This is a genomic window from Falsiroseomonas sp. (genome assembly GCF_030695085.1).
GTDB lineage: Bacteria > Pseudomonadota > Alphaproteobacteria > Acetobacterales > Acetobacteraceae > Falsiroseomonas.
The window spans coordinates 1-14,562 of the sequence record NZ_JAUYTS010000100.1; the positions used below are offsets into that span (position 1 = coordinate 1).

General features: G+C 68.6%; 14 protein-coding genes. 12 read left to right on the forward strand and 2 right to left on the reverse strand.

Annotated elements, in window-relative coordinates; translation table 11 throughout:
- The 4 genes from Q8S40_RS11780 to Q8S40_RS11795 all read left to right on the forward strand — a co-directional run.
- On the forward strand, window positions 1-934 hold a 934-nt coding region (locus tag Q8S40_RS11780; protein WP_305670552.1), incomplete at its 5' end, for an aldehyde dehydrogenase family protein.
- A gap of 5 nt (window positions 935-939) precedes the next feature.
- Window positions 940-2,328 carry a glutathione-disulfide reductase gene (gene gorA / locus Q8S40_RS11785; RefSeq protein ID WP_305670553.1) on the forward strand — a complete coding sequence of 463 codons (1,389 nt, stop codon included), beginning with the start codon at window positions 940-942 and terminating at the stop codon, window positions 2,326-2,328.
- Between the two features lie 73 nt (window positions 2,329-2,401).
- On the forward strand, window positions 2,402-3,784 hold the full coding sequence (locus tag Q8S40_RS11790) for a class II 3-deoxy-7-phosphoheptulonate synthase (protein WP_304807296.1): 1,383 nt from the start codon (window positions 2,402-2,404) through the stop codon (window positions 3,782-3,784).
- A 5-nt stretch (window positions 3,785-3,789) separates the two neighbouring features.
- Window positions 3,790-4,962 (forward strand): nicotinate phosphoribosyltransferase, encoded by a 1,173-nt coding sequence (locus Q8S40_RS11795; RefSeq protein WP_305670554.1) that lies wholly within the window; start codon window positions 3,790-3,792, stop codon window positions 4,960-4,962.
- On the opposite strand, the gene Q8S40_RS11800 is transcribed toward Q8S40_RS11795, so the two are convergent.
- A complete protein-coding gene (locus Q8S40_RS11800) occupies window positions 4,959-5,993 on the reverse strand; it encodes a 2OG-Fe(II) oxygenase (protein ID WP_305670555.1) in 1,035 nt (344 codons plus the stop codon). The two genes, Q8S40_RS11795 and Q8S40_RS11800, sit on opposite strands and share 4 nt — an antisense overlap.
- Window positions 5,994-5,995: 2 nt before the next feature.
- Between Q8S40_RS11800 and Q8S40_RS11805 the strand changes: the two genes are divergently transcribed.
- Genes Q8S40_RS11805 through Q8S40_RS11815 form a run of 3 tightly spaced genes read left to right on the forward strand, consistent with a single transcriptional unit; the run spans window position 5,996 to window position 9,094 of the window.
- Entirely contained in the window at window positions 5,996-6,976 is a 981-nt protein-coding gene (locus Q8S40_RS11805; RefSeq protein WP_305670556.1) for a DMT family transporter, read from the forward strand.
- A gap of 34 nt (window positions 6,977-7,010) precedes the next feature.
- Window positions 7,011-8,675, forward strand: coding sequence for an NAD+ synthase (locus Q8S40_RS11810; RefSeq protein WP_305670557.1), 1,665 nt, complete (start codon window positions 7,011-7,013; stop codon window positions 8,673-8,675).
- A complete protein-coding gene (locus Q8S40_RS11815; protein WP_304807305.1) occupies window positions 8,672-9,094 on the forward strand; it encodes a hypothetical protein in 423 nt (140 codons plus the stop codon). The genes Q8S40_RS11810 and Q8S40_RS11815 overlap by 4 nt, the downstream gene beginning before the upstream one ends.
- Window positions 9,095-9,101: 7 nt before the next feature.
- Here the strand turns inward: Q8S40_RS11815 and Q8S40_RS11820 are convergent, their stop codons facing one another.
- Entirely contained in the window at window positions 9,102-9,506 is a 405-nt protein-coding gene (locus tag Q8S40_RS11820; RefSeq protein ID WP_305670558.1) for a hypothetical protein, read from the reverse strand.
- A 110-nt stretch (window positions 9,507-9,616) separates the two neighbouring features.
- Between Q8S40_RS11820 and gltX the strand changes: the two genes are divergently transcribed.
- The 5 genes from gltX (at window position 9,617) to Q8S40_RS11845 (ending at window position 14,497) form a co-directional block, all read left to right on the forward strand.
- A complete protein-coding gene (gltX, locus tag Q8S40_RS11825; protein WP_305670559.1) occupies window positions 9,617-10,951 on the forward strand; it encodes a glutamate--tRNA ligase in 1,335 nt (444 codons plus the stop codon).
- A gap of 4 nt (window positions 10,952-10,955) precedes the next feature.
- On the forward strand, window positions 10,956-12,350 hold the full coding sequence (gene cysS, locus Q8S40_RS11830; RefSeq protein ID WP_305670560.1) for a cysteine--tRNA ligase: 1,395 nt from the start codon (window positions 10,956-10,958) through the stop codon (window positions 12,348-12,350).
- A 67-nt stretch (window positions 12,351-12,417) separates the two neighbouring features.
- The gene (locus Q8S40_RS11835) at window positions 12,418-12,798 is read left to right on the forward strand and encodes a DUF305 domain-containing protein (protein WP_304807312.1); all 381 of its coding nucleotides are present in this window, start codon (window positions 12,418-12,420) and stop codon (window positions 12,796-12,798) included.
- Window positions 12,795-13,637 carry an RNA methyltransferase gene (locus Q8S40_RS11840; protein WP_305670561.1) on the forward strand — a complete coding sequence of 281 codons (843 nt, stop codon included), beginning with the start codon at window positions 12,795-12,797 and terminating at the stop codon, window positions 13,635-13,637. The genes Q8S40_RS11835 and Q8S40_RS11840 overlap by 4 nt, the downstream gene beginning before the upstream one ends.
- The gene (locus tag Q8S40_RS11845) at window positions 13,634-14,497 is read left to right on the forward strand and encodes an alpha/beta fold hydrolase (protein WP_305670562.1); all 864 of its coding nucleotides are present in this window, start codon (window positions 13,634-13,636) and stop codon (window positions 14,495-14,497) included. The genes Q8S40_RS11840 and Q8S40_RS11845 overlap by 4 nt, the downstream gene beginning before the upstream one ends.
- Window positions 14,498-14,562: the final 65 nt, after the last annotated feature.

The following is a 14,562-nucleotide window of genomic DNA, read 5'->3' on the forward strand; positions in this document are numbered from 1 at the left end:
TACCGGGGTGATCCGCCCTGCTTCCCAGACCCCGTTCAGCGCGCTGGCCCTGGCGGTGCTGGCGGAGCGTGCCGGGATGCCGCCCGGCGTCTGCAACGTCATCACCGGCCCGGCCAGCGAGACGGGCGGGGAGCTGACCTCCAACCCGCTGGTGCGCAAATTGTCCTTCACCGGCTCCACCGAGGTCGGCCGCAAGCTGCTGGCGCAATGCGCGCCGACCATCAAGAAGACCTCGATGGAACTGGGCGGCAATGCGCCCTTCATCGTCTTCGACGATGCGGATCTCGATGCCGCCGTGCAGGGCACCATGGCGTCGAAGTATCGCAACACCGGCCAGACCTGCGTCTGCGCCAACCGGATCCTGGTGCAGGACGGGGTGTTTGACGCCTTCGCCCAGAAGCTGAAGGTGGCGGTCGAGGCGCTGAAGGTGGGCGACGGGATGGAGCCGGGCGTCACCCAGGGGCCACTGATCAACGCCGATGCGGTGGCGAAGGTGGAAGAGCATATCGCGGATGCCACCGCCAAGGGTGCGAGCATCGTCACCGGCGGCAAGCGCCACGAACGGGGCGGCAATTTCTTCCAGCCGACCATCCTGGCCGATGTGCCGCATGGCGCCCTGGTGTTCCGCGAGGAGACTTTCGGCCCGGTCGCCCCCCTGTTCCGCTTCAAGACGGAGGAGGAGGCGGTGGCGCTAGCCAATGACAGCGAATTCGGCCTGGCCGCCTATTTCTATTCCCGCGACATCGGCCGCATCTTCCGCGTGGCGGAGGCGATCGAGGCCGGCATCATCGGGATCAATGAGGGCATCATCTCCACCGAGGTCGCCCCCTTCGGCGGGGTGAAGCAAAGCGGCCTGGGCCGGGAAGGCTCGAAATACGGCATCGATGATTATCTCGAGATCAAGTATCTCGCCCTCGGCGGCATCGGGACCTGACGATTATGGCCTATGATTTCGACCTCTTCGTCATTGGCGGCGGCTCCGCCGGTGTCCGCTGCGCGCGGGTCTCCGCCGCACATGGCGCCCGGGTTGGCGTGGCGGAGGAGCGATTCTGGGGCGGCACCTGCGTCAATGTCGGCTGCGTGCCGAAGAAGATCATGGTGAACGCCACGGAATACGGCCAATGGGCGGAAGACGGTGCCGCCTTTGGCTGGGATATCGAAATCCGTGGCCATGACTGGGCCAAGCTGGCCAAGGCGCGGGATGCCGAGGTGGCGCGGCTTTCCGGCATCTATGGCAAGCTGCTGGCCGGCAATGGCGTGACCACCTTCGACGCCCGCGCCACCCTGCTCGACGCCCACACCATCCAGGTGGGGGAGCGGAAGGTGACGGCGGAGCGCATCCTGGTCGCCACCGGCGGCACGGCGCAGCGGCTGGACATTCCGGGCGCCGAGCTGGGGCTGATCTCGGATGATCTGTTCACCCTGAAGGCGTTGCCGAAGCGGGTGGTGGTCATTGGCGCCGGCTATATCGCCCTGGAATTCGCCTGCATCCTGCGCGGCCTGGGTGCGGAGGTGGATGTGATGTACCGCGCCGCCCTGCCGCTGCGTGGCTTCGATGACGATATCCGCACTGCGGTGGTGGCTGCCATGACCGCCCAGGGCATCCGGCTGAACCCGGATGTCTCGCCCACGCGCATAACTCAGGTGGAGGGCAGCCTGCTGGTCGGCATGTCCAGCAATTTCATCCGGGAGACGGATGCGGTCTTCTTCTGCACCGGCCGCAGCCCCAACACCAAAGGGCTTGGCCTGGAGGCGGCCGGCGTGGCGATGAATGCGGCGGGTGCCATCACGGTGGATGAGGAGCACCGCAGCAGCCAGCCGAACATCTACGCCCTGGGCGACGTGATCGACCGGATCAACCTGACGCCGATGGCGACCGCTACCGGCCATGCGCTGGCGGATACGCTGTTCGGCAAAAAGCCGCGCAAGGCATCCTATGAGAATGTGGCGACGGCGGTGTTCACCAACCCGCCCATCGCCACCGTGGGCCTGTCCGAGCAGGATGCCGCGGCGCGCGGGCCGGTGGATGTCTTCGTCACCCACTTCACCCCGATGCGCCACACGATCAGCGGCCGCGCGGGGCGCAAGACGCTGATGAAGCTCGTTGTTTGCCAGCGGACGGACAAGATCCTGGGCGCCCATATGCTGGGGGAGGATGCGGCGGAGATCATGCAGGGCATCGGCATCGCCGTCGGCATGGGCGCCACCAAGGCCGATTTCGACCGGACCATCGGCATCCACCCGACGGCGGCGGAGGAGTTCGTCACCCTTCGCACCCGGGCGCGGGAGGCCGGCGTCCAGCCGCCGCAGCAGGCGGCGGCGGAATAGACCCGGCAGGCCAGAGTTTCACATCCCGGCTCCGGGCGCTAAGGTTGCCGCCAGGAGTGGAGCACGGACAAAAATGATAGCGCGCGCGTGGACCCCGGATAGCTGGCGGGCGATGCCCATCCGGCAGGTTCCGGACTATCCCAACCAGGCCCTTCTTCGGGCCACCGAGGATAAGGTCCGTCGATTTCCGCCGCTGGTATTTGCAGGTGAGGCGGATCGGCTGAAGGCCCAGCTGGCACGCGCGGGTGATGGCCACGCCTTTGTCCTGCAGGGCGGCGATTGCGCGGAGAGCTTCGCCGAATTCCACGGCAATACCATCCGGGACACCTTCCGGGTGCTGCTGCAGATGGCCGTGGTGCTGACCTTTGGCGCTGCGGTGCCGGTGGTGAAGCTCGGCCGCATGGCCGGGCAATTCGCCAAGCCGCGCAGCAGCGACAGCGAGACCATCGATGGCGTGACCTTGCCCTCCTACCGGGGCGACATCGTCAACGGCCCGGATTTCACGCCGGAGGCGCGGGTGCCCGACCCCTCGCGGATGGAATTCGCCTATCTGCAATCGGCCGCCACGCTCAACCTGCTGCGCGCCTTCGCGACCGGCGGCTACGCCGATCTGCACGAGGTGCATCGCTGGAACCTCGACTTCGCCGCCCGCAGCCCGCTCGCCGACCGCTATGCGGGCCTGGCGCACCGGATCGATGAGACGCTGCGCTTCATGGGCGCCTGCGGCATGTCCGACCTGCCGCAGGTGCGGGAGACGGAGTTCTACACCTCCCACGAATCCCTGCTGTTGCCATTCGAGGAGGCGCTGACCCGCCAGCCCTCCACCCATCCGGGCCGTCACTATGCCTGTTCGGCGCATTTCCTCTGGATCGGTGACCGCACGCGGCAGCCGGATGGCGCGCATGTGGAATTCCTCCGCGGCGTTGCCAACCCGATCGGCATGAAGGTCGGCCCGACCATGGAGGCGGATGAGCTGGTCCGCCTGACCGAAATCCTGAACCCGTCCAATGAGAAGGGTCGCCTGACCCTGATCTCCCGGATGGGGGCGGACAAGGTGGAGGGCAAGCTGCCGGGCCTGCTCGGGGCGGTGAAGCGCGCCGGCCGCAACGTGGTCTGGCTGTGCGACCCGATGCACGGCAATACGGTGAAGGCCGGCGCCTACAAGACGCGGCCCTTCGACCTGATCCTGTCTGAGATCCGCCGCTTTTTCGACTGCCATGCGGCGGAAGGAACCATCCCGGCCGGCGTGCATGTCGAGATGACGGGGCAGAACGTGACGGAATGCCTCGGCGGCGCGCACCGGATGACGGAGGCCGATCTGGCCGCCAACTACGCCACTTTCTGCGACCCTCGGCTGAATGCCGAGCAGTCGCTGGAACTGGCCTTCTTGATCTCGGAGGAGTTGAAGGCGCGTCGCCCCGATGCCGCGGTGCTGCCGGCCAGGGCAGCCCAGTGACGGCCATGCCTCATCCCATATCCCCCGGGGCCCGATCGCTGCCGCCTGCGGTGGAGGATATTCCGGCCTGGACCGACAGCTACTTCAACCGCACCCGGGCGGTCGTCGAGAAATTCGGCGATTGCCGGGTGACCTATGCGGTCTTTCTGCGCCGGCCGGTGATCTCTGCGCCGCGGCTGGCGACGACCTGGCTGGAGGCGGTCGCGGCCCGGCGGGAGACCCGCTTCGAGGTGGAGCTGATGCACCGGGAGGGGGATTGGGTCGGCGCCGGCGACCCGATCTTCTACCTCTCCGGGTCCTTCGCCCAGCTCGCGGATGTGGAGACCATCCTGCTGCAGAAGGTCGGCCCGGCCTGCGTCGCGGCGCACAACGCCTACCAGATGTGCGTCGAACTGCCGCAGGTGCCCTTCCTCGCCATGGAGGCCCGACACTGCGCCGGGGCCGAGATGCAGGAAATGATGGCCTATGCGGCGGCCATCGGCAGCGCCTCGGCGCAGCGGGAGGGTGCGAAGGGCTTCATCGGCAACGCCAATGACGCGACCGCCCATTGGTTCGGCGCCGCCCGCGGCCGCGGCACCATGCCGCATGCCCTGATCGGTTATGCCGGTTCCACCGTTCGCGCGGCGGAGATGTTCCACGAGACCTACCCGGGCGAAGACCTGACCGTGCTGGTCGATTATTTCGGGCGGGAGGTGACGGACAGCCTGGCGGTCTGCGCCCGCTTCCCGGAACTCGCGGCGGCGGGGCGGATGGCGGTGCGGCTGGACACGCATGGCGGCCGCTTCCTGGAAGGGCTGGACCCCGGCGAATCCTACGCGGTGCTGGAACGCCATGCGCCACAGGCCGTGCGCCGCTATCGCAGCGAGACGGAACTGCGCCACCTGGTCGGTACCGGCGTTTCGGCGGCGGCGATCTGGCGGATGCGGGAGGCGCTGGATGAGGCCGGCTTCCCGAAGGTCCGCATCGTCGCGTCCTCCGGCTTCGGGGTCCGCAAATGCCGGGTGATGGCGGAGGCGAAGGCGCCGATCGACGTGGTCGGCACTGGGTCCTTCATCCCCGATGCCTGGTACGAAACCTACGCGACCGCCGATATCGTGGCCTATGACGGCGTGCCGCGGGTGAAGGTGGGCCGCGAATTCCTGCTGCGGAACGGTGCCAGGCGACGCGGCCAGGGCTAACGCAGCTCGACGCCCTTCTGCCCGCGCGCGGCGGCTTCCGCCATCAGCTTGCGTTCCTGCTGCGCGCCTTCCGAATCGGTGAAGAAGGTGAAGATGGCGAAGCGCTGCCCGACGGTGACGGGCAGCGCCTCATGCAGCAGGTCGCAGCAGAATATGGCGCAGCCGCCGGCGGGGGGTTCGTAGGAATCAGGCCCGAATTCCGGAAACCGCAGCGTGCCGCCTTCATAGGCACCGCTGTTCAGGTTGAGGCTCATGGCGAAGCGCCGATGCGCGGTGAAGGGCGTGCGGTTGTCGCGATGCGCGCCGAAGGCGCCTGCCGTCTCGGCAGCGTAGCAGCCAATGCGGGGCGCCTCGAAGCTCGCCGCGCGGAAGCGGAAGGCGCGCCACATTTCCGGCAGCACCCGGCGTTCCAGGCGGCGCTGAAAGGCGGCGTAGAGCGTCCGGTCGGTCAGGAACACGTCCGTGCGGCGCTTGATATCGGTCACCAGGCCAGCCCCGGCGCCTGCTGCCGCGACCCGCCCCTGTTGCTTTTCGCCCTCCTCCCAATGCATGAGCAGCGCCGCGATCATCGCCGGCTCCAGCACCTGCGGGATCAGCAGCACGGGCGCGCCGCTGCGCCGCAGGACCGGCGCCTCTGGTTCCGGCAGGGTGGCCAGCGCGGCCTTCAGCGCTGCCTCGCCCGGCTGCGCGAAGCTGAGCCGCCCGCGCGGCGAGATCACCGCCACGCCACCTTGTGGCAGCCCGAGGCCGAGAAACAACTTTCGCTCGGCATCGAACAGCCTGGGTGGTCCGTCCTTTGGCTCGTTGGTCCCGGCCTTGCCGTCGGCGACCAGGATGATCCGCGCCTGCCGCTGCCGCGCTACCTCCTCGGCCTGCTTGGTCTGTGTCGGTGTGGGCAGGCTGCCCAGGACCAGCACGCGGTACAGGCCCGCGATCGACTGGTGATGCAGGTCGAACAGGGCGCCAGCGGCGTCCGGAAGCGACAGGGCCGGCAGAAGGTCGCCGGGCAGGAAGGGGTCAGGTGCTGCCATCGGTGTCCCTCGCTCCATGGGCAATCGGCCTGCCCTTCATTAGACTGAAGCGGATGTCCGGCGAAGCACCCTCCCCAACCGCCGCGGCAGCGGGCGCGAACCCCGCCGCGCGGGAGCGCCGGATCGGTTTTGCCTGCGCCTTCGCGGTGCTGTTCGTCTGGGCGGGATTCCTGCTGTCCTCGCGTCTCTCAGCGAGCCAGTCGCTGACACCCTGGGATGTCGCAGCCTTGCGCTATTCGGGCGCCTTCCTGGCCGCGCTGCCTCTGGTCGCGGTGCTTGGCCTGCCGAGGCTGCCGCCGCTACGATTGCTGGCCCTGCTCGGCGCGGCCTCCTTCGGCTTTCCCATCTTCGCCTATCACGGCTTCACCTTGGCGCCGGCCGCCCATGGCGGCGTGATGCTGCCGGGCACGCTGCCCTTCCTGACCGCTGCGCTGGGGGTCGCCTTTCTCGGGGAGGCCTGGACCCGCCGGCGGGCGGCATCGCTCGTTGTCGTGGCCTGTGGAATCGGGTTGCTGGCCAGCGATACGCTGGGTGCCCATCCGGGGGCCTGGCGTGGCGACCTGCTGTTCCTCGCCGGATCCTGCTGCTGGGCGATCTACACCTTGCTGATCCGGCTCTGGGGGATTGGGGCGATGCAGGCGACGCTGTCGATCGCCCTGTGGTCGGCGCCGATCTACCTGCCCGTCTGGTGGTTCCTGCTGCCGTCGAGCATCGGCACGGCGAGCGCGGGCGTGGCACTGTATCAGCTTATCTACCAGGGCATCTTCGCCACGATCCTGGCCGGCCTTTTGTTCACCAAGGCGGTCACGGCCCTTGGCGCGCCGACCACCACCACCATCACCGCCCTGGTGCCGGGGATGGCGGCACTGGCGGCCTGGCCACTGCTGGGTGAGCCGCTCGGCCTGCTCGGCTTTGCCGGTGTCGGATTGGTTTCGGCCGGCATGATCCTGACGGTGGTGCGGTTCCCGCCCCGCGCGCGTTGACCCTTCGGGGGGGCGTCCCTAGGTTCGCCGGATCATGACAGACCGGCTCCGCATCGCGCTCGCCCAGATCAACCCGCATGAGGGCGCGCTCGACGCCAATGCTGCGCGCATCCGCCAGGCGCGGGCGGAGGCCGCGGCCGCGGGCGCGGATCTGCTGGTGACCCCAGAATTCTCCATCGCCGGCTACCCGCCGGAGGATCTCGTCCTCAAGCCCGCTTTCGTCGAGGCCTGCATGCAGCGGATCGAGGCGCTGGCCGCCGAGACCGCGGATGGCGGGCCGGGCGTGGTGGTGGGCGGACCGTGGCGGGATGGCGACAGGCTGCACAATGCGCTGTTCGTGCTGGAGGGTGGTCGCATCCTGGCGCGGCGGGCGAAGCATGAATTGCCGAATTACGGCGTGTTCGACGACAAGCGCGTCTTCATCGCCGGCCCCGCGCCCGGCCCGGTTGCCTTCCGCGGCGTCCGCCTCGGCCTGATGATCTGCGAGGATTGGTGGTTTCCCGCGGTCAGCGAGACACTGGCCGAAAGCGGCGCGGAGATGCTGATCAGCATCAACGGCTCCCCCTTCGAGGCCACCAAGCAGGATACCCGGGTGCAGCTTGCCGTGGCGCGGGTGGTGGAAACCGGACTGCCCTTCGTCTTCCTCAACCAGATCTGTGGCCAGGATGAGCTGGTTTTCGACGGTGCCTCCTTCGTCCTCAACGGCGACCGCAGCCTGGCGGTGCAACTGCCGATGTTCGAGGAAAAGCTGGCGATCACGGATTGGTCGCGCGGGCCGCAGGGCTGGGTCTGCGCGCCGCAGAAGGTGCCACCGGCGATGCCGGAGCTTGAGCAGATCTATCGCGCCATGATGCTCGGCCTGCGGGACTATGTGACCAAGAATGGCTTCCCCGGGGTTGTGCTCGGCCTGTCGGGCGGCATCGACAGCGCGCTGTCCGCCGCTGTCGCGGCCGATGCGCTCGGGCCGGACCGGGTGCGGGCGGTGATGCTGCCCTCGCCCTATACCTCCCGCGACAGCCTGGACGATGCCGAGCAGTGCGCGAAGCTGCTGGGCATCCGGTATGAGAGCATCCCGATCGGGGCGGCGATGGAGGCCATGCAGGGGATGCTGGCACCCGCCTTCGGCAACCGGCCGGCGGATACCACCGAGGAAAACCTGCAATCGCGCCTGCGCGGCGTGACGCTGATGGCGCTGTCCAACAAATTCGGGGACATGCTGCTGACCACCGGCAACAAATCCGAGATGAGCACCGGCTACGCCACGCTGTATGGCGACATGTGCGGCGGCTATTCGGTGCTGAAGGACGTCTGGAAGATGACGGTCTTCGCCCTTTCGCGCTGGCGGAACGAGAATGTGCCACCGGATGCGCTGGGGCCGCAGGGGCCGGTGATGCCGGACCGGGTGATCACCAAGCCGCCCTCCGCGGAACTCAAGCCCGACCAAACCGATCAGGACACGTTGCCGCCCTATGAGGTGCTGGACGCGATCCTGGAGGGTCTGGTGGAACGTGAGCTGGATGTGGACACGCTGGTGGCCCAGGGACATGACCGCGCCACGGTGCTGCGGATCTGGCGCATGCTGGACCGCGCCGAATACAAGCGCCGCCAGGCGCCGCCGGGTGTGAAGATCACCCCCCGCGCCTTCGGGCGCGACCGCCGCTACCCGCTGACGAACGGCTTTTCCGGATTGATCGCATGAGTGGCCATGATGAGGGGGATGAAGACCCCATTTTCGCCCGCGAGGTGCTCGGCCAGGTCGAGGGACTCGAGGTGCGGATCATGGACCTGTCCGGCGCCAATGGCGCGGAGCCGGTGGAGGTGGTGCGGGGCTTCGGCACCGTGGCCCACGCCAACGCCTTCGCGCGGCGCTATGTGCGGGATTCGGTGGATATCTGCCGTGCCCCCGGCATGGACGCCAAGGCGGTGATGGCGGCCTGGGGCACCTTCGGCGAGGATGCCGAGGTGCAGGGCGCCGGCGAGGATGCCTGGCGCAGCGCCAATGAACTGGCCGATTTCGCCGCGCGTGCCGCGACGGACGCCGAGGAACGCAACTGGCGTATCATTGACCCTCGCCGCGACGAGGATGACGACGACGCTGAGGAGGATGGCGAGGCTTAGCCCGCCCTCACTTCCATCCGCCGTCATGGGGCGGCGGCGCATAGACCGGCGCCGGCGCAGCGTAGTGCTGATCGTAGTAGGGGGGCGGGGCCGCATAAATCTGCGCCCGCCCGACCGGAGCCCAGTAGGCCGGCGGCGGCTGGTAGTAAACGACCGGCGGCGGCGGGTAATAGACGACCGGTGGCGGCGCATAGATCACCGCGGGCGGCGCCAGGGCTGCCCCCAGCGCGGCGCCAATCCCCAGGCCCAGCAGCGCACCACCCAACACCGCCGCACCACTATTGTTGTAGTGGCGATATTGATGAGGGTGATGCCCGTAACCGCGGTAGCGCCAATCGGCCAGCGCCGCTTGCGGGGCCATGGCCCCGATTGCCAACACGCTGGCGACGATCGCCACAGGAAGCCTGACCATGGGAAGTCTCCTTACCCGGCCACTTTAACACCACCCACGCGGCTGGAATGCGGTGAAGTGTATCGGGCGCCTTGCCTTGTGCCGCCATTTGCCGTTCCTGTGCCCGCCTGATGAAAGTTCGCTTCGCCCCGTCCCCCACAGGCCTGCTGCATGTCGGCAACGCCCGTATCGCCATCGCCAATTGGTGCCTCGCCCGGCACCGGTCTGGCCGATTCCTGCTGCGTCTCGATGACACCGACACCGAACGCTCCCGACCCGAATACGCCCAGGCGATCGAGGAGGATCTGCGCTGGCTCGGACTGGATTGGGATGAATTCGCCCGGCAGTCCGACCGCCTGGCGCTGTATGCCGTGGCGGCCGAACGGCTGAAGGCCTCCGGCCACCTCTATCCCTGCCTGGAGACGGAGGAGGAACTGGCCTTCAAGCGGGAACAGCGCACCCGCCAGGGCAAGCCGCCGCTGTATGACCGCGCCGCACTGAAGATGACGTCGGACCAGCTCGCCCGCGCCCTGGCCAATGGCAAGACGCCGCATTGGCGCTTCAAGCTCTCCGGCGGCCATGTCGAATGGCAGGACGGGGTGCTGGGCCGGCGCAGCGTCAAGCTGCCGAGCCTGTCGGACCCGGTGCTGATCCGCGCCGATGGCAGCTTCCTCTATACCTTCACCTCCGTGGTCGATGACCTCGACACCGGCATCACCGACATCGTCCGGGGCGAGGACCATGTCACCAATACTGGCATCCAGCTCGATATCCTCACGGCGCTCGGCGGCGATCCCCGCAGTGTCCGCTTCGCGCACCTGCCGCTGTTGACTGATGCGGATGGTGGGCCGCTGTCCAAGCGGACCGGCAGTGTGGGCCTGCGGCAGATGCGGCGGGACGGGGTGGAGCCGGCGGCGCTGGTCGGCTACCTGGCGGCACTCGGCACCTCGGCCGATCCGGTGGCTTCCATGCCGGCCGATCTTGTCCCGGATTTCGACCTCGGGCGCGTCTCCAAATCGGCAGCCCGCTTCGACACCAGGCAGCTTCTGGCGCTCAACCGCCGCTGGTTGCATGCGCTGCCCTTCGAGGCCGTGAAGGACCGGCTGCCGGAGGCGGCGGGTGAGGATTTTTGGCTCGCGGTGCGCGGCAACCTTGATCTGTTGCGTGAAGCCCGCGACTGGTGGGAGGTTGTCGCCGGTGGTATCGTGCCGCTTGGCGACGCGGCCGACGCCGAACTTCTGCGCCTGGCCGCCGAGACGCTGCCCGAGGAGCCGTGGGATGAGGCCACCTGGCCTGCCTGGACATCCGAGCTGTCGACCCGCACCGGCCGCAAGGGCCGTGCGCTGTACCTGCCGTTGCGTCGCGCCCTGACGGGCGAGGATCACGGCCCCGACCTCAAGGTCTTTCTCCCATTGATCGGCCGCGAACGGGCGCTGAAGCGCCTGTCGCAGGCCGTTGCAGGTTAGGTCCATGGATATCCAGTTCCACAACAGCGCGACCCGCCGCAAGGAACGGTTCGTGCCGATCGATGACCAGCATATCCGCATGTATGTCTGCGGCCCGACCGTCTATGATCTGGCGCATCTGGGCAATGCGCGGCCCAATGTGGTGTTCGACGTGCTGGCGCGGCTGCTGCGGCAGGCCTATCCGCGGCTGACCTATGCCCGCAACATCACCGATGTCGAGGACAAGATCATCGACCGCGCGCGCGAGAGCGGCGAGACGATCGAGGCGCTGACCACCCGCACCGCCGCCGAATTCCGCCGCGACATGGCGGCCCTCGGCGTGCTGCCGCCGGATGTGGAGCCGACCGCGACGGGTTCCATCCCGGAGATGGTGACGCTGATCGAGCGGCTGATCGCCAATGGCCATGCCTATGCGGCGGAGGGCCATGTGCTGTTCTCCGTCGCCAGCTTCCCCGAATACGGTGCGCTGTCCGGCCGTTCCACCGATGAGCTGTTGGCGGGCGCGCGGGTGGAGGTGGCGCCCTACAAGCGCGATGCCGGCGATTTCGTGCTGTGGAAGCCCTCCACGCCGGAGCAGCCCGGCTGGGACAGCCCCTGGGGCCGAGGCCGGCCGGGCTGGCACATCGAATGCTCCGCCATGTCCTGGAAGCAGTTCGGGCCGGATTTCGACATCCATGGCGGCGGCGCCGACCTGATGTTTCCGCACCACGAGAATGAGGTGGCGCAATCCCTGTGTGCCTTCCCGGGCAGCCACTATGCCCGCTTCTGGCTGCACAACGGCATGCTGCTGGTGGATGGCGAGAAAATGGCCAAGTCGGCCGGCAATTTTCGGACCGTGCAGGACATCCTGGAGCATGGACCCTGGGCTGGGGAGGCGTTTCGCCTGCTGCTGCTCCGCACGCATTACCGCGCCCCGTTGGACTACAGCCAAGCGGCGCTGGAGGAGGCGCGGAGGGAGCTGGACCGCTTCTACCGTGCCCTGTCGAAGCTGGCCGCGATCGAGCCGGAGCAGGGCGACGTGCCGCATCCGGCCGAATCACCGCCCTTCGAACAGGCGCTGGCGGATGACCTGAACACGCCGCTTGCGCTGGCCACGCTGCACCATCTGGTTTCCACCGTGAATGACCGGCTCGCCCAGGGCTCGCAGGCGGGTCTTGGCCATCTGAAGGGACGCATCCTGGCCTGCGGCGCGCTGCTTGGCCTGCTTGGCACGGCGCCGGAGGCCTGGTTCCGTGGCGAGGCCGGCGATGCGGCGGCGATTGAGACCGCCATCGCCGCCCGGCTTGCCGCCCGCAAGGCGAAGGATTGGGCGGAGGCGGACCGGATCCGCCAGGATCTGGCGGCGCAGGGCATCCTGCTGGAAGACGGGCCGCAGGGCACGAGCTGGCGCCGTGCGTGATCCGCTTGCTTTCCCTTTGGGGGAAGGTTCTACCGGGTCCTCCGGCCCATCAACCGGAGGACCCGACATGCCCCGCCTCGCCATCGTCACTGCCCTTTCCCTCGTCCTGACCGGGCCTGCGCTCGCGCAACACAGCCATCAGCACCACGGCCAGCACGCGGCACCCGCCGCGCGGCCCGGCACCGCCGAGCCGGCGAGCACGCGGGAATACCGCGCCGCCAGCGAACGCATGCACCGCGACATGGACATTCCCTATACGGGAAACGCGGATCGGGACTTCGCCGCCGGCATGATCCCGCATCATCAGGGCGCCATCGACATGGCCCGCATCCAGCTTCGCCACGGCACGGACCCCGAAATGCGCCAGTTGGCGGAGACCGTGATCCGCACGCAGGAAGCTGAGATCGCGCAGCTCCGCGCCTTCCTCGCCCGAACAACCCCGCGATGACGGGCGGGCGGGAGGATGGCCGCGCCGCGCTGACGGCACCGCCGGGCGAAAGCCCCATCGTGGTGCTGGTGCGGCCGCAGATGGCCATGAATATCGGCACCACGGCGCGGGCCATGGCCAATGGCGGTCTGTTCCATATGCGCGTGGTGGCGCCGCGGGATGGCTGGCCGCAGCCCAACGCCTATGCCGCCGCCTCCGGCGCCGATGCCATTCTGGATGCGGCGCAGGTCTTCCCGGACGTGGCCTCCGCCATCGCCGATTGCCACCGCGTGATGGGCACCTGCCCCCGACCGCGCCACGTCATCGTGCCGCTGCGTGATGCCCGTGCGGCGGCCGCCGATCTGCGCGAGATCAATGGGCGCGGCCTGCGCGCCGCGGTGCTGTTCGGGCCGGAACGCGCGGGGCTGGAGGCGGAGGATCTGTCGCATTGCGACACGCTGGTGCGCTACCCGCTGAACCCGCAACACACCTCGCTGAACCTGGCGCAGGCCGTCATGATCCTGGCCTATGAATGGTGGATGGCGGCCGAGACCACGCCCCCCCGGCAGTTCCTGACCAACGGCACGCCGGTGGCGACCAAGGGTGCGCTGGAGAATTTCCTCAGCCGGCTGGTGGCGGAACTTGATGCCTCCGGCTTCCTGCACAACCCGCCGAAGCGCCCCGGCATGGTTCGCAATCTGCGCCACTGGTTCCAGCGCGGCGAGGTGACGGAACAGGAATTGCGGACCCTGCATGGCGTGGTGACGGAACTGTCCACCGGCCGGATGCAGCGCGGCCGCTTCCCGGCGGAGGACCCCTTGCCGCCCTGGCATGAGGAAGCGCGAAAGGACAGCGCATGATCCACTCGGACGGTACTCCGGTTCCGCCGCTGCCCGACCCGAGCTTCTGCGAAGTGGACGCCGCGGCGCTCGGCCTGGAAGGGCCGAGGCTGTCCTATATGGAGGCCGGGCAGGGGCCGGAGACGATCCTGTGCCTGCATGGCATCGGCGCCAACAGCATGGGCTGGCGCTTCTCCCTCGCCGGCCTGTCCGACCGGGCGCGGGTGATCGCCTGGAACGCACCGGGCTATTTCTTGTCCGACCATTTTGCCGCCGAGGCACCGGTGCCCGAGGCCTATGCGGCGGTGGCGCTCGCGCTGCTGGATGCGCTGGGCGTGCAGGGGCCGGTCTGCGTCGTGGGGTCCTCCTTCGGCTCCATGCTCGGCGCCTGTCTCGCGGCGCGACATCCCGGGCGGGTGGCAAGGCTGGTGATGATGGGCACCTCCCGCGGGCAGCGCTGGAAGGGGGAGGAGGGGCGCGCCGCGATGCTGGCGATGCGACAGGCCAGCGTGGCCGGCGGCGGTGTCGCGCTGGCGCGCACGCGGTCCGAGAAACTCGTGGCGCCAGGCGCAGGGAAGTTGGTGCGCGACCTGGTGCAGGGCATGGTCGCCGCCACCCATCCACGCGGGCTGCTGCAGGCGGCGCGCTGCACGGACCAGGTGGATGTCATCGCCGACTTCGCGCCGCTGATCCGCGCGCCGACGCTTTGCATCAGCGGCGCCGAGGATGCGGTCAATCCGCCGGAGACGGTGGGGCGGCTGATCGCGGCGGCCATCCCCGGTGCGGAATTCGTCTCGCCACCCGGAATTGGACACCTGCCGGAGCTTGAAGCGCCGGCCCGGACATTGGACCTTCTCCGCAAGTATTTCCTCGGAGCCTGACCATGCGCCTGACCCGCCGCCACCTGCTTGCTGCAACGCTGGCCGCGCCCGCCGTCGCGCAGGCG